The sequence below is a fragment of the Actinomyces ihuae genome (assembly GCF_001457875.1).
GTDB classification, from domain to species: Bacteria; Actinomycetota; Actinomycetes; order Actinomycetales; family Actinomycetaceae; genus Pauljensenia; species Pauljensenia radingae_A.
Genome location: NZ_CZPX01000004.1, coordinates 573,415 through 592,001, shown reverse-complemented (window position 1 = coordinate 592,001; position 18,587 = coordinate 573,415). Strand labels below are relative to the sequence as shown.

At 59.5% G+C, this 18,587-nt stretch carries 14 protein-coding genes; 2 read left to right on the top strand and 12 right to left on the bottom strand.

Annotated elements, in window-relative coordinates:
- Positions 1–52: 52 nt before the first annotated feature.
- The 9 genes from secG to uvrC all read right to left on the bottom strand — a co-directional run bounded on the left by secG (position 53) and on the right by uvrC (position 10,056).
- Positions 53–304, bottom strand: coding sequence for a preprotein translocase subunit SecG (gene secG / locus BN3002_RS03840; RefSeq protein WP_058236672.1), 252 nt, complete (start codon positions 302–304; stop codon positions 53–55).
- A gap of 167 nt (positions 305–471) precedes the next feature.
- Positions 472–1,251, bottom strand: coding sequence for a triose-phosphate isomerase (tpiA, locus tag BN3002_RS03835; RefSeq protein ID WP_058236671.1), 780 nt, complete (start codon positions 1,249–1,251; stop codon positions 472–474).
- A gap of 3 nt (positions 1,252–1,254) precedes the next feature.
- Positions 1,255–2,445, bottom strand: a complete 1,191-nt coding sequence (locus BN3002_RS03830) for a phosphoglycerate kinase (protein WP_058236670.1) — start codon at positions 2,443–2,445, stop codon at positions 1,255–1,257.
- A 133-nt stretch (positions 2,446–2,578) separates the two neighbouring features.
- The gene (gene gap / locus BN3002_RS03825) at positions 2,579–3,586 is read right to left on the bottom strand and encodes a type I glyceraldehyde-3-phosphate dehydrogenase (RefSeq protein ID WP_058236669.1); all 1,008 of its coding nucleotides are present in this window, start codon (positions 3,584–3,586) and stop codon (positions 2,579–2,581) included.
- A 191-nt stretch (positions 3,587–3,777) separates the two neighbouring features.
- Complete coding sequence (whiA, locus tag BN3002_RS03820) at positions 3,778–4,758, bottom strand: DNA-binding protein WhiA (protein ID WP_058236668.1); 981 nt, start codon at positions 4,756–4,758, stop codon at positions 3,778–3,780.
- A gap of 43 nt (positions 4,759–4,801) precedes the next feature.
- A complete protein-coding gene (locus BN3002_RS03815) occupies positions 4,802–5,809 on the bottom strand; it encodes a gluconeogenesis factor YvcK family protein (RefSeq protein ID WP_058236667.1) in 1,008 nt (335 codons plus the stop codon).
- A 2-nt stretch (positions 5,810–5,811) separates the two neighbouring features.
- Positions 5,812–6,777, bottom strand: coding sequence for an RNase adapter RapZ (gene rapZ, locus BN3002_RS03810; RefSeq protein WP_058236666.1), 966 nt, complete (start codon positions 6,775–6,777; stop codon positions 5,812–5,814).
- The gene (purT, locus tag BN3002_RS03805) at positions 6,774–8,039 is read right to left on the bottom strand and encodes a formate-dependent phosphoribosylglycinamide formyltransferase (RefSeq protein WP_058236665.1); all 1,266 of its coding nucleotides are present in this window, start codon (positions 8,037–8,039) and stop codon (positions 6,774–6,776) included. The genes rapZ and purT overlap by 4 nt, the downstream gene beginning before the upstream one ends.
- Positions 8,032–10,056, bottom strand: a complete 2,025-nt coding sequence (gene uvrC, locus BN3002_RS03800) for an excinuclease ABC subunit UvrC (RefSeq protein ID WP_058236664.1) — start codon at positions 10,054–10,056, stop codon at positions 8,032–8,034. The genes purT and uvrC overlap by 8 nt, the downstream gene beginning before the upstream one ends.
- 146 nt (positions 10,057–10,202) lie before the next feature.
- On the opposite strand from uvrC, the gene glnA reads away from it, so the two are divergent.
- Positions 10,203–11,627, top strand: a complete 1,425-nt coding sequence (glnA, locus tag BN3002_RS03795) for a type I glutamate--ammonia ligase (protein WP_058236663.1) — start codon at positions 10,203–10,205, stop codon at positions 11,625–11,627.
- Positions 11,628–11,778: 151 nt separating this feature from the next.
- Entirely contained in the window at positions 11,779–13,623 is a 1,845-nt protein-coding gene (locus BN3002_RS03790; RefSeq protein ID WP_257525471.1) for an AMP-dependent synthetase/ligase, read from the top strand.
- Here BN3002_RS03790 and BN3002_RS03785 read toward each other — a convergent pair.
- The 3 genes from BN3002_RS03785 to uvrA are packed head-to-tail and all read right to left on the bottom strand — an operon-like array spanning position 13,620 to position 18,487.
- Positions 13,620–14,648 (bottom strand): Gfo/Idh/MocA family protein, encoded by a 1,029-nt coding sequence (locus BN3002_RS03785; RefSeq protein WP_058236662.1) that lies wholly within the window; start codon positions 14,646–14,648, stop codon positions 13,620–13,622. The genes BN3002_RS03790 and BN3002_RS03785 overlap by 4 nt on opposite strands.
- A gap of 1 nt (position 14,649) precedes the next feature.
- Positions 14,650–15,636, bottom strand: coding sequence for a Gfo/Idh/MocA family protein (locus BN3002_RS03780; protein WP_074026160.1), 987 nt, complete (start codon positions 15,634–15,636; stop codon positions 14,650–14,652).
- Positions 15,637–15,640: 4 nt separating this feature from the next.
- On the bottom strand, positions 15,641–18,487 hold the full coding sequence (gene uvrA / locus BN3002_RS03775) for an excinuclease ABC subunit UvrA (RefSeq protein WP_058236660.1): 2,847 nt from the start codon (positions 18,485–18,487) through the stop codon (positions 15,641–15,643).
- Positions 18,488–18,587: the final 100 nt, after the last annotated feature.

The following is an 18,587-nucleotide window of genomic DNA, read 5'->3' as shown; positions in this document are numbered from 1 at the left end:
GACGTTCACGTCTCACGTGCGATTACCGAAAGCTTGAGCGTAAGGCCGTATCTTAGCTGGCGACCGTGATCTTGGTCAGGAGCGCGTAGGCTACGATGCACACCACCCACACGATCAGAATTGCCAAGGTAATGCGATTCAGGTTACGTTCTGCCACGCCTGATGATCCCGCAGTGGTGGAAATGCCGCCGCCGAACATATCTGACAGGCCGCCGCCGCGCCCTTTGTGCATCAGCACTGTCAATACAAGCAGGATGCTGGCCAAAACGGTCAGTACGACAAGGATTATTTTCAGAGCAGTCACTGGTTTTCCATTCACATGCTGGGGATAACAGTAGGCAGTGTAGTGGCATAAGGCCGTCCAACACCAGTTGGGCGCGCGGCGCGTTACCTCACATCTCTGCCGCAGTTCGCCTGGCCGTCCTGAGTAGGGCGCGCCAGGCAAACTAACAGAAGACCGGCGCGAGCCGATCAGGCGTTCTTGTACAGAGCGATCTTCGAGAACTCCTCCGCCTTCAGAGAGGCGCCGCCGACCAGTCCGCCGTCAACATCAGGCTGAGCCATAATGTCAGCAACGTTCGTCGACTTCACGGAGCCGCCGTACAGAACGCGGACGCTGTCAGCCAGTTCCGGTGTGTACAGCTCTGCCAGACGTGCGCGGATCGCACCGCACACCTCCTGGGCATCTTCAGGTGTCGCAACCTCGCCGGTGCCGATCGCCCAGATGGGCTCGTAGGCAATGACGATCTTGGCAGCCTGCTCGGCGTCCATCCCATCGAGTGCACCGTCGATCTGAGCCAGGACGTGCTCGACGTGACGGCCTTCCTTGCGGACCTCGAGGCCCTCACCGCAGCAGATGATCGGGGTCATCCCGGCTGCCAGTGCAACGCGGGCCTTCTCGCCCACCAATGCATCGCTTTCGCCGTGGTATTCGCGACGTTCGGAGTGGCCGACGACAACATAGCTGACACCCAGCTTGGCGAGCATTTCAGCTGACACTTCACCGGTGTATGCGCCGGATTCGTGCGTTGAGATGTCCTGCGCGCCGTACTTGATCTTGAGGTTGTCACCCTCAACGACAGTCTGAACGGAGCGGATATCGGTAAACGGTGGGATGACCACAACTTCAACGTCGTCATAGGTGAAATTCGCGTCATCCAACGCCATTGCGAGGCCCTGGACCAAATGAACAGCCTCAAGGTGGTTGAGGTTCATCTTCCAGTTTCCGGCCATCAAAGGTGTACGTGCCATGTTTCAGTCCTCCAGAACTGCGATACCGGGCAGAGTCTTGCCTTCGAGGAGTTCGAGGGACGCTCCACCGCCTGTGGAAATGTGAGAGAAAGTGGATTCGTCGAATCCGAGTTGACGAATGGCCGCTGCCGAGTCGCCGCCACCGACCACCGAGAACATTGAGCCTGATGACAGTGCCTGCGCCACGGCGCGGGTGCCCTCTGCGAATGCCTCGAACTCGAATACGCCCATCGGGCCGTTCCACGCCACAGTCTTGGCCTCGGCCAGTGTCTGTGCGAACAATTCGCCGGACTTCGGACCGATGTCCAGACCCATCTGGTCGGCGGGCATCTTGTCGGCGTCAACAACCGTTGCCGGCGCGTCAGCCTTGAATTCGGGCGCCGCAACGACGTCGACTGGGAGAACCAGCTTGACGCCGCGCTTGTCGGCCTCGTCGATGTATTCCTTGACTGTATCGATCTGATCTTCCTCGAGCAGGGACTTGCCCACCTCGTAGCCTTTCGCGGCCAGGAAGGTGAACGACATGCCACCGCCGATGAGCAGCATATCGGCCTTGGTCAGCAGGTTCTCGATGACGCCGAGCTTGTCGGAGACTTTCGAGCCTCCCAGCACAACGGCGTAGGGACGCTCAGGATCGCCTGTCACGCGTGACAGGGATTCAATTTCCTTGACGACCAGGAGGCCGGCTGCGGAGGGCAGGAGCTTGGCGATGTCGTATACGGATGCCTGCTTGCGGTGGACTACGCCGAATCCGTCGGAGACGAATGCGTCGGCCAGTTCAGCCATTTCCTTGGCGAAGGCTTCACGCTCCGCGTCATCCTTCGAGGTTTCGCGGGGGTCGAATCGAACATTCTCCAGCAGGACGATCTCGCCGTCCTTGATCTTTTCTGCCGCCTCGTGTGCCGAGGGGCCCGTTGTGTCCTCTGCGAGGCTGACGGGGGCATCGATCAGCTCTGCCAGACGTGCGGCAACGGGCTTGAGTGAGAATTCAGGCTTCACTTCGCCTTTCGGTCGACCCATGTGTGCCATGACGAGGATGCGTGCTCCTTCGTCAACAAGCTTGTTCAGTGTCGGTAGAGCTGCCCGGATACGTCCGTCGTCGGTGATTTCGCCGTCCTTGATCGGGACATTGAAGTCCGAGCGGACGAGGACGCGCTTGCCGCGCAGGTCACCCAATGTTTCTATGGTCCTCATTGAACCTCCCTTGATTGTGCAGTGCAGGGTATGTCAAATTCGTCGATGGGGGCGGCTCGTTAAGCCACCATGGAAAAGGCGCCCGCACGCAGAGATATGCATGCGGGCGCCTCTCCTCATTCTAACGTCGTGCTCAGAGCGCGGCCGCGACCTTCGAGGTCAGGCGAACGAGGCTGTTGGAGTAGCCCCATTCGTTGTCGTACCAGGAGACAACCTTGATCTGGTTGTCAATGACCTTGGTCAGCTTCGAGTCGAAGATGGAGGTGTGGGGATCGCCGGTGATGTCGGTCGAAACCAGTTCATCCTCGGAGTACTTGAACGCTTCGGCAAATTCGCCGGTCGAGGCTGCCTTGCATGCTGCGTTCACGTCTTCGGCGGTGACGCCTTCCTTCTTCGGGATGAAGGTGAGGTCGACGACGGAGCCGGTCGGAACCGGGACGCGCATTGCGTAGCCGTCCAGACGGCCCTTCAGCTGAGGAAGAACCAGGGACACGGCGCGGGCTGCACCGGTCGAGGTCGGGACGATGTTCAGAGCTGCTGCGCGGGCGCGACGCAGATCCTTGTGCGGTGCGTCGTGGATGCGCTGATCGCCGGTGTAGGCGTGCACGGTCACCATGAGGCCGCTATCGATTCCGAAAGCCTCATCGAGAACCTTGGCCAGAGGAGCAAGGCAGTTGGTGGTGCACGAGGCGTTCGACACGATGTTGTGCTTCTCGTTGTCGTAGTCGTCGCTGTTCACGCCCATGACGAATGTGGCGTCAACGTTCTTGCCAGGCGCGGAGATGATTACCTTCTTGGCACCGGCTTCGATGTGGGCCTTTGCCTTCTCACCGTCTGTAAAGAATCCGGTGGACTCGACGACGACATCTACGCCGAGGTCCTTCCACGGCAGGTTGGCCGGATCGCGCTCTTCGAGAGCAACAATCTTCTTTCCATCGACGGAGATTGACTCCTCGTCGTAGGTCACCTCTGCGTCAAGACGACCCGTGATGGAGTCAAACTTGAGCAAGTGAGCGAGGGTCTTGTTATCGGTCAGATCGTTTACTGCCACGATTTCAAAATCCGCACCCTGCTGACGAGCGGCACGGAAGAAGTTGCGGCCGATGCGGCCGAAGCCGTTGATTCCAACGCGGATGGTCACTATAGTCCTCCTGCTTGTACCCCATAAAGGGGCACGTATTTCGTGCAACCGGATAGGGCTCGGTACCACAATCCAGCCCGCAGACTTCTGCGGTTCAAGCACTCTTCAATGTACACCCCATAGGCCATTTAGTCAGGGTCGAATGGCCTACAAGAAGTTTGCGTCAAGCGAACAGGCTGTTCGTGACACTTCTAATCATCGAACATTTCGAGCGTGAGTGCAGACTCAGTGTCCGGTATCCCCTGCTCGTGTGCAGCCTTATCGGCCATTGCCAGCAGTCTACGGATGCGCCCCGCCACGGCGTCCTTAGTCAAGGGTGGATCAATGTGCTTACCCAGTTCTTCCAATGAAGCCTGGCGGTATTGGATGCGCAGTTCGCCCGCCTCACGCAGATGCGGCGGCACGGAGTCGCCCAGAATCTCAAAGGCACGTCGAACCCTGGCACCTGCGGCTACTGCCGCACGAGCCGAGCGCCGAAGGTTCGCATCATCAAAGTTGGCCAGGCGGTTGGCGCTGCCTCGCGCTTCGCGACGTTCGCGGCGTTCTTTCCACACCTCAAACGTCTTGACGGCACCCATCGCATTGATGAGCGTGGAAATCGAGTCCGCCTCCCGGATGACAACCCGATCAGCTCCGCGGATTTCGCGCGACTTCCCCGTCGCTCCCAGTCGTCGTGCACACCCGACAAGGGCCATTGCCGCTTCAGGGCCGGGACAGGTCACTTCCATCGACGTTGATCGACCCGGTTCCAGCAGGGATCCTCGTGCCAGAAAGGCTCCTCGCCATCCTGCTGCTGCTTCGTCTTTTCCGGCGCTGACCAGGTGCGGTGCCAAGCCTCTGACCGGGCGTCCCAGTTGATCGACCAGTCCTGTCACGCGTGCCAGGGCGTCTGCTTCCTTGACGACGCGCACCACGTATCGGTCACCGCGACGCAGCGCACCACCTGACACGACAACGACAGATGATTCCGTACCGTACAGCGACGTGAGGAAGGCTCGCAGGCGTCGAGCGACAAGTGGGGAATCCAGTTCAGCCTCGATGATAATTCGACCAGACACGAGGTGCAGACCTCCGGCAAATCGGAGCATCACAGCAGCCTCGGCTGCCATTGTCGATTGACGTGCAGGAACCAGGTGAGCAAGCTCCTCTTTCATGTCCATCGTTAAAGACATGATCGCCTCCTCGTGTCGTGTAGAGCGCCTTGATGACAACTGCTCATGCTAACCACGGTTCCGATCGTCCCACCTCTCCCATGAATCCATCGAATGCATCTCGCAGAGCCGCAGCCAGACGCAACGGATCATGATGGGGCTTCCCGTCGCCCGTTCGCACCTGGCGCAACATGACTCGAGCGCCCACGTCCTGCGCTGCCTGAATGAGCGTATCAATATCATCCGTGGCAGTCGGGTCGGCAATGACAACGTCCAGCTTGAGATCAGGTGCATGGTCGCGTAGGACGCGCACGTGATCGGCAGCGCTCATCGTGTCTGTTTCACCACGCTGGCGGGCCAGATTCAGGACCAGTGCCCTGTGGGCATCTGTTGTGACCAGTGCCCGGTGCAACTGTGAAACCAGCAGGTGCGGAATTAACGAGGTGTACCACGACCCTGGACCGAGCACGACCCATTCAGCTTCCTGGATGGCGTGCATTGCAGCCTCTGGGACGGGCGGATCCTCAGGGATAAGGCGCACGTGGCGCACACGTCCGGGCGCGACGGCGACGCGTGACTGGCCCCGTACCGTGTACAGCTCGCCTTCGTTTTCCATATCGGCTTCAATGTCCAGTGGAACTGATGCCATCGGCAGGACCCGGCCCTGAGCGCCCAGGAGCCGGCCGACCCATTCCAAACCCTCAACGGGGTCGCCCAGAAGCTGCCACAGGCCGGAAATCAGCAGGTTCCCAAGGGCATGGCCATTCAATGGCCCGTTGGTACGCAGACGCAGCTGCATCACATCGCGCCAGGTCAGTCCCCATTCGGTTTCCTCACACAAACTGGCCAGAGCCATTCGCAGATCTCCTGGAGGTAGAAGATCTGTTTCAGAACGCAGACGTCCTGAGGATCCCCCGTCGTCGGCTACTGTGGCGATCGCTGTGAGCTGATGCGTGATGTGTCGCAGAGCCCGCAGGGTTGCGGACAGTCCGTGTCCACCCCCCAAAGCAACGACACGTGAGCCGGATTCACCGCGCTGTGCCCATCCTTCTGCATCCAGATATCCCGCCATAATCAGTCCCTGCCTATGTCGCGGTGAAGGACTCGCACCGTCAATTGGTGGCTACGGAAACGCTGAGCGATCAGTTCTGCGATCGCGACCGACCGGTGCCGACCACCTGTGCACCCGACGGCAATCGTCACAAAAGGCTTCAGCTCACTGACATAGCCCTCCATGATGGGCAGCAGCAGGTCAACATAATTCTCAGCAAATTCGCGAGCTCCGGGCTGATCGAGCACATACTGTGCGACCGGTTCGTCGCGCCCCGTCAAGTGGCGCAGCTCCCCCACCCAGTACGGGTTCTTCAGGAAGCGGACGTCCACGACATGGTCGGCATCCAGCGGCAGTCCGTACTTGAATCCGAAAGATTCAACTGTGAGCTGCAGGGGACGCTCTCCTTCCCCTGCAATGACGTCGCGGATGTGTCGCGACAGGTCATGCACTGACATAGCGGACGTATCGATCACTTCATCCGCGTGTTCGCGCAGCGGTGCCAACAACTCCATTTCACGTGTGATGCCGTCCAGTAGTGTCCCGTCCCCTTGAAGAGGGTGCGGCCTCCTGTTCGACTCATATCGGCGCACCAGTGTCGGTTCGTTGGCTTCCAGGAAAATGAGGCGGTACATGATTCCGCTGTCGCGCATCTTTTCCAGTGTGGATGTCAAGTCAGCGAAAAAGGCGCCTGAGCGCACATCTACCACGGCGGCCAGGCGGTGTACGCCCGCACCTCCGCGTGGAGACATCATGCCGACCAGTGCCGGCAGCATCGAGGGAGGCAGATTATCGACCACGTACCAGTCGAGGTCCTCTAATGCACGTGCAGCCTGAGAGCGGCCAGCACCTGAACGGCCGGTGATAATGAGGACTTCGTTCGTGTCCTCCTCCGCTTCTTCCGGCGGAGGCGTGTCACGATCTAGCAGTGGAATGCCCTGAGGAACTGTCAGCGGATCCACGTCGTCACTGTTGTGCGTTGTCGTCATGAAACTAGGATGCCATCTTCATCGGTATTTTGTGCTGAGTCATCACGTTCGACTACCGTCACGTCGCTCGCAATCGCCTGAGCACGTTCACGTGCCTCCGGCACCGAGTCGCCCCATGCCAGCGCCACCGCCAGCCTGCGGCCGGCACGCGTGGCGGATTTCGAGAAGATTCTCAAATCTCCTCCGTCACGTAGCGCGCGGGCGACACCCTCGTAACCAGCAAGGGAAAACGCTCGTGGCGCCTTCACAACTGCAGATGCTCCAGTGCGGCGCATCGTCGTGTCGACGGGCAGGCCAAGGATCGCGCGAGCATGAATGTCGAATTCAGATTGGTCCTGCGTCATCATGGTCACCATGCCGGTGTCATGTGGGCGCGGTGACAACTCGGAGAACCACACGTCATCGCCCTGAATGAAGAACTCCACTCCAAACAGTCCCAGACATGGCTCCGCCCCGTGCTCTGCCAGAGCGTCGGTGACGGCAACAGCCATCTCCTCAGCTCGCTCACGTGCACGTGGTGAAATGTCGGCGCTTTGCCACGATTCGACGTAGTCACCGCTGACCTGCCGGTGACCGATCGGTTCACACACGCTGGTTCGAACCTCGCCTGCCTCGTCGTCCCACCACCGCACGGTGAGCAGAGTGATTTCACAGTCGAATGTCACGCCCTCCTCAACGATGACGCGCCCTGTGGTGGCCCGCGCATCGTCCTGGGCACATGTCCACGCCGATTCAGCCTCGTCAACGGATTCAACTCGCGACTGTCCATGTCCCGACGAGGACATCGTGGGTTTAATGAAGGCCGGTACGCCCGTATATTCCAGCGCGCTGCGCACCTCGTCGACACTGGATGCGAAGCGAAACTTCGATGTGCGCACTCCTGGAACAGCACTCGCCACGCTCCGTATGCGTTCGCGATCCATCGTTGCCTGCACCGCGAACGCGTTCGGAACGACGCGTGCGCTCCCAGCCTGTTCAAATTCGGCCAGCACGTGCGTGGCAATTGCTTCCAGTTCGGGCACAATCAGGTCAACGTGCACGCTGCTGAGCACGTCACGCAAAGAGTCCGGATCGCTCATGTCGATCACACGATAGTCATCCGCAACCTGCATCGCGGGAGCATGCGCATAGGCATCGACCGCAGTCACATGGGCGCCCAGGCGCTTGAGCGAAATCGTCAGTTCACGCCCCAGTTCCCCCGATCCCAGCAGCAATACCCGCGCCGGAAGCGGTGTAGGAAGGGGCGACGTCGATTCAGTCATTGCGAGTCTCCTCACGGTCAGTGCCAAGCGATTCCACAATAGTAGCGGCCAATGCTGGTCCGATACCCTGGACTTGTTCAATCTGCTCAGCGCTGGCAGCCCGCAGGCGCTTCACCGAGCCGAAATGAGCCAGCAACGCTTTTTGACGTACGGGCCCCAGTCCCTCAATTCCGTCCAGGACAGACCGCGTCTGCGCTTTCGTGCGTCGACGCCGATGGTGCGTAATCGCAAAACGGTGAGATTCATCGCGCAAATACTGCAGCAAATACAGAGCAGCCGAGGTGCGAGGCAAAATCAGTGGAAACTCATCACCAGGCACCCACACTTCCTCCAGACGTTTGGCCAGTCCTACAACCGGCAGGTCAACCCCCACCCCCGTTAAAGCCTTTTCGGCCGCGTTCACCTGCGCCAGTGCGCCGTCAACCACCACAAGATCCGGCCGGTAGGAAAATCGACGAGGGCGTCCCGTGTGCGGATCGATCGGCCCAGTAGCGAACTCCACACCATCATCGTCTTCACCTTCGATGCCGGCCTCTTCCGCCAGCAGGCGGGTGAAGCGCCGCTGCAATACCTGCGTCATTGCCGCCGTATCGTCAGGCGGTGTGCCGTCGGAGCGCGGTCGGATGTTAAACGTGCGGTAGTCCGACTTACGCGGGGCACCATCTTCAAATACCACCATCGAAGCAACCTGCTGCTGACCGGCTGTGTGGGAAATGTCGTAGCACTCGATACGCAGCGGTGCTGCTTCCAGGCCGAGGTTCTCAGCCAGTTCTTCGAGCGCCCGGGACCGCTGGGTGAGGTCACTGGCACGTTTCGTGCGGTGAAGAACCAGCGACTGCTGCGCGTTTTCCTGCACCGTTTTCATCAAGGAAGCCGCGGTTCCGCGCTGAGGCACACGCACACGCACACGCGCACCGCGCAACGTGGTGAGCCACTTCTCCAGGGCGTCGCGATCCGCAGGCTCCACTGACACCAGAACTTCCCGGGGAAGCGTTGATGTCGGAGTATGTGCCACATCGTCCACGGATCGAGCTTCAGCCTGGCCGCGCGGCCGCCCTCGTAAAGGCTGTTCGGCGCGAGGAACGTCTCCGTAGACTTGCTCGAGCAGAGCGCTCATCAGATCTGCCTCGCTCGCATCGTCGACGCGGTCCACTACCCACCCGCGTGTGCCTCGTACGCGACCTCCCCTCACGTGGAAGACATACACGGCAGCGTCCAGTTCATCACACGCCAGGGCGAATACGTCAGCGTCGGTTCCGTCCTCGAGGACCATCGTGTTACGCTCCAGCACCGTCGTTATGGCTTTCAAATCGTCACGCAGCCTGGCGGCTTTCTCAAAGTCGAGTTCGGCGGCAGCCTGCTTCATCTGCGCCTCAAGGGAGCGAATGACTGGCGCAGCCTTGCCCTGCATGAACTCGCACAGGTTCTGCGCAAGTTCGCGATGAGCGTCGGCACTGATGCGCCCGGCACACGGCGCAGAGCATTTGCCAATATCGCCCAGCAGACACGGCCTGCACTGCGCCTGGTAGCGTTTGAAGACACCAGGTGAACATGTTCTGACAGGGAAAACTCGCAGCAGCATGTCGATGGTTTCGCGGATCGCCCACACTTGCGTGTAGGGGCCAAAATAGCGTGTGCCTTTTCTGCGTGACTGCCGCGTGATATGGACGCGCGGAAACTTTTCTGACATCGTCACCGCAAGGTACGGATAGGACTTGTCATCGCGATACATCACGTTGAATCGCGGGTCGAATTCCTTGATCCACGTGAATTCCAGGGAGAGCGCCTCGATCTCGTTGGACACAACTGTCCACTGCACGCTGGCAGCTGTTGCAACCATGTGGCGGGTGCGCGGGTGCAGAACCTGAGGATCCTGAAAATAGTTGGTCAGCCGGTTGCGAAGGTTTTTCGCTTTACCGACATAGATGACGCGGCCCTGGTCGTCACGAAATCGGTACACTCCCGGCTGCGTGGGAATGTCGCTCGTCCGAGGGCGCCACTGATCCAACTTCGCCATTCCTTTAGCCTAGCTTCCGGCAGCGACGGCGCCAATTGAACGGCACGACGCAGGACGGACGCGATGTGAGTGCGGGCGTTCAAATGAGTACACTCAGACATGGCGACTGCCGTGATCTCATGAATCGACCCGGAAGGGGCACACGAATGTTCACCAGCGAGAAAGAAATAGTCGACTTCATCACGCGTGAAGAGATTGAATTCATCGATGTACGCTACTGCGATCTTTTCGGCATTCAGCAACACATGATTGTTCCTCCCAATGAGTTCATCGACGGCGCGTTGTCAGACGGCCTGATGTTCGACGGTTCATCTGTGCGCGGCTTTTCCGCGATTCACGAGTCCGATATGAAGCTCGTCCCCGACATCACCACCGCCTACGTCGACCCTTTCCGCGCTGCCAAGACACTGGTCGTCGTCTTTTCGGTCGTTGATCCGTTCACCTCTGAACCGTTCTCCCGCGATCCGCGGCAGGTGGCGCAAAAAGCTGAGGCCTACCTGAAGTCGACCGGCATTGCCGATACGTGCTTCATCGGCGCTGAAGCCGAGTTCTACATGTTTGACAGCGTGCAGTACAAAGTCGAGCCTCACCACAGCATGTTCCGACTGGACAGCGATGATGCCTACTGGAACACCGCGCGCAACGAGGACGGCATGAACCTGGGCTACAAGACGCCACTGAAAGGCGGGTACGCGCCGGTTTCCCCGATAGATATGTTTGCTGATGTTCGTGACCACATGACACACAATCTTGCTGAAGCGGGCCTCGTCATTGAGCGCGCGCACCACGAGGTCGGTGCAGGCGGCCAGCATGAGATCAACTACCGTTTTGCGCCTCTGTGCCAGGCCGCCGACGACATGATGAAGTTCAAGTACATTGTGCGCAACTCCGCGTGGGAATGCGGCAAGACCGCCACGTTCATGCCTAAGCCGCTCTTCGGTGACAACGGCTCTGGCATGCACACCCACCTGTCCCTGTGGAAAGACGGCGACCCGCTGTTCTATGACGAACGAGGATATGGTTCTCTGTCCGACCTGGCGCGCTGGTTCATCGGAGGCCTGTTGGAGCACGCGCCCGCCCTGCTCGCCTTTACGAACCCGTCGATTAACTCCTACCGTCGACTCATGCCGGGCTTCGAAGCGCCGGTCAACCTCGTTTATTCGGCGCGCAACAGGTCGGCGTGTATCCGAATTCCGGTGTCAGGAACCTCACCGAAAGCCAAGCGCGTCGAGTACCGCGTACCTGACCCGTCAGCGAACCCGTACCTGTCCTTCTCGGCGTGCCTGATGGCCGGCCTGGACGGTATTCGCAACCGCGTGGAGCCTGCCGCCCCCATCGATAAGGATCTGTACGACTTGCCTCCGCAGGAATACACCGATATCGCCAAGCTGCCTCACTCTCTTGAAGCGGCGTTGGATCACCTGCGTGCCGATTCAGACTTCCTGACAGAAAACGACGTCTTTACGCAGGATTTGATTGACACGTGGATTGAGTACAAGACCGCCAACGAGATCGCGCCGATGCGTGCCTACCCGCACCCGGCAGAGTTCGACATGTACTTCAACGTGTAAGGTGCTCGCCCACCTGCGGTAAGCTTGTCTGAAACATAGATGATGGCCGCCCCGTCGTCCATCATGACTGTCCACGTGAAAGGGAATCACAATGCCTGACCGAGATCAGACCGTATATCGAGCTGACCTCACCCAGCCGGTGGATCCATTGATGACGATTCCAGCAATGCTGCGCAAGCGTGCCGACGAGTTCCCCTTTGATGTCGTGGTTGAAGATCGCTCCTCGGTGGGCGCAATGCTTCCCATCACCGCGTCTGACTTGCTGGATCGCGTCGAGGTAATCGCACGAGGTTTTCTTGCGTGGGGTCTGGAGGCCGGTGAACGGGTGGCGATTTTGTCTCCCACCAGTTTTGACTGGCTGGTCCTTGACCTGGCAGTGATGACTGTGGGCGGCGTAGTTGTGCCCATCTACGAATCGGATTCAACCGCACAGATCGAGCGCATCCTCACCGATGCCCATATCCGACACGTCATCACGGCAACCGTGCAGCAGGCGGATCTGGTGGAAACTGTTCGCCCCGAATGCGTCGAGTCGATCCATTCCCTCGATCGCGGAGCAATGCGTAACCTGGCGCGCGCGGCGGGCCGCATCGTGCCGGACAAGGTTGAGGAGCGTTTCCGCGATGTACGTGGTGATTCTCTGGCCACTCTGGTCTACACGTCGGGCACGACCGGCACCCCGAAAGGTGTCGAGCTGACGCATCACAACTTCGTCGGCACGACGCTGGGTCTGGGGCAAGTCCTGCCGCAGTACCAGTACAACGAGAACTCACGCCTCCTGTTGTTCCTCCCAGTCGCGCACGTCCTGGCGCGCCTGGTCATGCATGCCTTCGTGGCCGGCCGAGGGCGACTTGCTTTCTCACCAAACATCAAGAACCTGCTTCCCGACATTCAGGCCTTTAAACCATCGATCCTTCTGGCGGTGCCTCGCGTCCTTGAAAAGGTTTACAGCGCGGCGTCAGCAAAGGCGGCGAAGGGCACAAAGCTGCGTATCTTCCAGTGGTCGGCCAAACAGTCTCGCCTGTATGCACGTGCAGAGCGCTCGGAAACAAGCACTCCCCTGTCGCTGAGACTCAATCATGGGATCGCGACGGCTTTGGCGTTGCGCAAGATCCAGGCGGCATTGGGTCCCAATATTGAGCTGATTATTTCCGGTGGCGCGCCCCTGGCACCGGAACTTGCTGAGTTCTTCTCAGGCCTCGATCTCACGTTGGTTCAGGGCTACGGGCTGACCGAGACAACCGGCCCGATCGCCGTGCAGCATGCCGATTACACGCCGTTTAACACGGTCGGCAGTGTTGTTCCCGGAAACGAAATCAAGATCTCCGAGCACGGTGAAATTCTGGTGCGCGGCGTATCTGTTTCAACCGGCTATCACAACTTGCCTGATGAGACTGCTGAATCGTTTGAGGATGGGTGGTTCCACACGGGCGATCTAGGAACGATTGACCCGCACACTGGTCACCTGTCGATTACGGGGCGCCGCAAGGAACTCCTGGTAACGGCCGGTGGCAAGAACGTGTCGCCCGAGGTACTCGAAGAACAGCTTCAGACACATCCGCTGATCGGACATGTGATCGTAGTGGGCGATAATCGGCCCTACATTGGTGCACTCATCACCCTCGATTCAGATATGCTCGCCAACTGGCTGGTCGCACATAATCTGCCAGTTGTTGATCCCTCGGTTGCAATGCGCATGCCGGAAGTCCAGCATTCTTTGCAGCGGGCCATCGACAGAGCCAACCGCGCTGTTTCGCGAGCCGAGTCGATTCGTCGCTTCCGCCTCGTCGACACCGTGTTTACCGTTGAGGACGGGTACCTGACCCCCTCGTTGAAACTTCGTCGCTCGAAAGTGCTGAAGGATTACGCACAGGAAGTTGATGCCCTGTACGAGGAAGGCCTGGCCGAGCGTAATGCGACTGTACGTGCACGTCAGCCGCACGCGAGACCTGCGTCCACGGTGAGCAGGAAACTGCGGTCCTGGCTGCGGCGCTAGTTGAGGTGGACTACCGCACCCCTGCGTGCCGATTGCTGTGCTGCCAGCATGATGTCCAGTGACCGGATAGCCGATGCTGCGTCCGGCTGAGGTGTGTGACCGGTGCGCACAGCGTCAGTGAACGTGCGCAGCATGACGCCATCCATATCTTCACCGTATCCCAGCCATGCGGCTTGCCCACAGACGGCACCAGACACCCGCGCATCCAAGGGGGCGAAACGCGCGGTACCTCTTGTGCCGATAATGTCGAGGGCAAGGCCACCCCATGTTGGCGCCGCTTCCGGCATGCTCCATGAACAGTCAATTGTGCCGACCAGACCTGACGGATAGCGCACCGTGACGAGTCCGCTGGTCTCTACATGAACGTCGGGATTATCTGCGCCCAGAATCCGGTTATCGGCAGCCCACACGGATGATGCCTGTTCACCGTCGAGCAGCATGTCCAGAATGTCAGCGATGTGGACGACATGGTCGACGAGGGCACCGCCACCGGCCTGATCCGGATCAGTGAACCAGGTGCGGCCACCACTGGGGATTTTCCCGTTATTCGAGCCGGCGAAGCCCACCAGATCGCCCAACTGGCCGTGATCAACTCGCGTCTTGAGTTCTCGGCACGCTGTTGAAAAACGCACCGGATAAGCGGTCATCAGGAAGACTCCTGCCTGACGGCATGCATCCCACATGGCGACAGCATCGTCATGACTGGTGGCGATCGGTTTCTCACACAGGACGTGATATCCACGCTCAGCCGCCCATTCGACCATGCGCCTGTGTTCGGTATTTTCGGAGCAGACGATCACTGCGTCTGGCCCCCATTGCTCTAACTCCTCACACGTGTCGACGTAGGGCACACCGAGCGCGCGGGCTCCTTTTCTGCCGCGCCATGCAGGGCTGGGGCGTCCTGCCCTGTGTGAATCCGGGTCGGTGCACATCAATTCGACGCCGTCCATGCCCATGAGGGCTGTGGCGTATCCCTCGGCATGCATGTGTGCGAACGACAACAATCCGATACGTATGGTTTTCATCTCACAACTCCACTACCGCATCGCGATGGGCTGACAGGCGAACCGCGTCTGCCAGCTTCAGCGCTTCGACCGCGTCTTCTGCACTCACCCTCGGCGTTGAGCCGGTGGACATGGACTCCATGAACTCGCTCAGTTCTGCGTAGTAGGGGTCGGCCGGGGATCCTGATGTGGTCGGCAGCATTGATACGTCAGTTGGTGCGTCGCTGCGGACCTGCAGAGGTGGGTGAGCTGTTGAATCGTGCTCCAGACACCCGTCGGTTCCCGCAACATAGAATGAAGTGCGAAATGGTGTGCCCACCGGCCCCCACGTCGCGCGCACATTCGAGATCGCTTCGTCCTCATGACGCAATGTCGCCTGAGCAACGCTCACGCGCCGTCCATCGGGAGCAGTGGCATGGCGCAGTGTTGCATACACGCTGCGTACCTCTCCCAGCACCCATCGGGCAATATCAAGGTCATGGATCATGAGATCATCGACAATTCCACCGGATTTTTCCTCGTCAGCGAACCACGAGGCCCATTGCGGGAACGTGCCGGTCCGGTTCAGACGTGCTACCGCCGGGCGGCCGATATATCCGCTGGAGACGGCATCGTGGAGGGTGGCATATTCCGGGAAATACCGCACGACATGCGCGACGTACAGTGCGTTGTCGCGTGCGCGTGACAATTCAAGCAGCTGCTGTGCTGTCGGCGCGTCCAGTGCCAGCGGTTTTTCACAGATGACCTGGCGCCCGGCGTCCAGACCGGCGCGCACAGCTTCCTCGTGTGCGTATGTTGGTGTCAGGACATCGATCACCTGGGATTGTGCGACCAGGTTCTCGAGCGTGGCAACGACGCGTCCGGTGGAGAACTCCGCGCACAGCTCGTTGGCGTCTTCCTTCGAATAGACGAGGATGTCAACGCCGAGTGACCGCCACGCTGACATGTGGGATCGCGCAATGCCGCCAGCTCCGACCAAACCTACTGTTATGCGCCGGTCACCACTCATAGATCTACTCTACGCTGAAGTCGAGAATTTTTCTTAAATACTGACCAGTGAATGATTCATCGACGGCGGCAACATCTTCAGGTGTGCCCTCAGCCACGACCTGACCACCACCGGATCCCCCTTCAGGGCCCATGTCAATGATCCAATCCGCGCACTTGATGACATCCAGGTTGTGCTCAATCACGATGACCGTATTGCCTTTATCAACCAGTGTCTGCAACACCATCAAGAGCTTGCGAATGTCTTCGCTATGCAGACCCGTCGTCGGCTCGTCCAGAACATACACTGATCGTCCTGAGGAGCGTCGCTGCAGTTCGGACGCCAGTTTTACACGCTGAGCTTCGCCACCGGACAGTGTCGTGGCGGCCTGTCCCAGCCGCACGTACCCCAGGCCAACCTCGACGAGCGTGTTGAGATGACGAGCGATACGCGGCAGCGACTGGAAGAACTCCGCCGCTTCCGAGATGGACATATCCAGAACATCTGCCACTGTCTTGCCCTTGTAGTGGACTTCCAGTGTCTCCCTGTTGTACCGCTTGCCGTGACACACCTCGCACGGCACATACACGTCGGGCAGGAAGTTCATTTCAATGCGAATCGTGCCGTCGCCCTTGCAGGCTTCGCACCTGCCGCCCTTGACATTGAAGGAGAAACGTCCCGGCATGTAGCCGCGAACCTTGGCTTCATGCGTTTGTGCGAAAAGCTGGCGAATCAGATCCCACACCCCGGTGTAAGTGGCCGGATTCGAACGCGGAGTGCGTCCAATGGGTGACTGGTCCACATGGATCACCTTGTCGAGGTGATCCAGACCGGTGATCGCGCGGTGGCGTCCCGGAACCATGCGCGCCCCATTGAGGCGGGATGCGAGGGACCGATACAGAATCTGGTTAACCAGAGTGGATTTGCCCGATCCTGACACGCCCGTCACGGCGATGAACACTCCGAGAGGGAATGACACGGTGAGGTTATCGAGGTTGTTTTCACGCGCGCCTTTCACTGTGATGACGCGGGAGCGGTCCACCGGCCTGCGTTCGGTTGGAATGGCAATGGACCGGCGCCCCGACAGGTACTCCCCTGTCAACGAGTTCCGATTCTTCTTCAACTCCTCCACGCTTCCGGAGTACACGACCCATCCGCCGTTTTCTCCGGCACCCGGTCCAATGTCCACGACCCAGTCGGCCGATTCAATCGTTTCTTCGTCATGTTCGACAACGATCAGCGTGTTGCCGAGGTCGCGAAGGCGCTTCAGGGTGGCGATCAGGCGCTGGTTATCACGTTGATGCAGGCCAATAGATGGCTCATCCAAGACGTAGAGAACCCCGACCAGTCCCGACCCGATCTGGGTGGCCAGCCGGATACGCTGAGCTTCACCACCGGAAAGGGTTCCGGCCGCCCTTGACAATGTCAGGTACGTCAACCCCACATCGTTGAGAAACTTCAAGCGGGCGATGATTTCCTGCAAAATGGGGCGCGCAATGAACTGCTGTCGCTGGTCGAGCTCGAGCTCACTCATGAAACGCTCGAGATCAGCAATCGACAGGTTCGACACCTCGGCAATGTTCAGGCCACCGATGCGCACAGCCAGCACTTCCGGCTTCAGGCGGGCACCCTGACACACGGGACATGGCACCTCACGCATGTACGCTTCCAGGCGTTCCAACGTTCGATCCGACTCAGTTTCCTCACGCTTGCGTTCGATGTAGTTGACAGCGCCTTCGAAGCCAGTCGTGTAGGAACGCTCGCGCCCCCACCTGTTACGGAACTTGACTTTCACTTCGTAGTCTTTGCCGTACAGGATCGCCTGGCGCGCCTCACTGGGCAGCTCCTTCCACGCAGTCCTGGTCGAAAAGCCGAGCTCCTTACCGAGGGATTTCAGCAAGCGTACGTGATACTTAACGTTGCGGCTCCACGGTGCGACAGCCCCATCCTCAAGGGACAGTTCTTCGTCGGGAACGACGAGGTCAGGGTCGACTTCCAGCCGCGAGCCGATTCCCATACATTCAGGACATGCACCGTAAGGAGCGTTGAATGAGAATGTGCGAGGCTCGATCTCTTCAAGTGCAAGTGGATGGTCGTTCGGGCAGGCGCGCTTTTCAGAGTAGCGGCGCCGCCTGTTCGGATCGTCCGCGTCCAGATCCACGACGTCAATGACGACCAGGCCTTCCGACAGCCCCAGCGCTGTTTCTACCGAGTCAGTCAGACGCTGCTTCATACCGTCGCGCACCACCAGTCGGTCGATGACGACTTCGATGGTGTGTTTCAGCTTCTTCTCAAGGGTCGGCGCGTTCTCCAAACGCACCACTTCACCGTCAATCAATGCGCGTGAATAGCCGGCAGCGCGCAGATCGTCAAGTAATTCGCGGTACTCACCCTTGCGGCCACGCACGACGGGTGCGAGGACCTGGAAGCGGGTGCCCTCCTCCATCGAGCGCACACTGTCCACGATCTGCTGCGGGGTCTGGGCGGTGATTTCAGCGCCACACGTCGGACAGTGCGCAGTGCCCGCCCGTGCGAACAAAAGACGCAGGTAGTCGTGGATTTCAGTGATCGTGCCCACCGTTGATCGCGGGTTACGTGAGGTGGATTTCTGATCGATGGACACTGCCGGAGAGAGGCCTTCGATGAAGTCAACGTCAGGTTTGTCCATCTGACCGAGGAACTGGCGCGCATATGACGACAGGGATTCAACGTAGCGGCGCTGCCCCTCGGCAAAAATGGTATCGAATGCGAGGGATGACTTTCCGGAGCCGGACAGGCCGGAAAAGACGATCATCGCGTCGCGAGGTAACTCGAGGTTGACGCTTTTGAGGTTGTGCTGGCGCGCTCCGCGCACGATCAACTGGTCTGACACCCCTCGATCCTACGGCTCCGGCGCGATTCTCGCACATCTGTTCCATGTGGGTGGGTGCGCAGGATCTGTTCATGCATTCAGGCGCGCCGCGATCGCAATG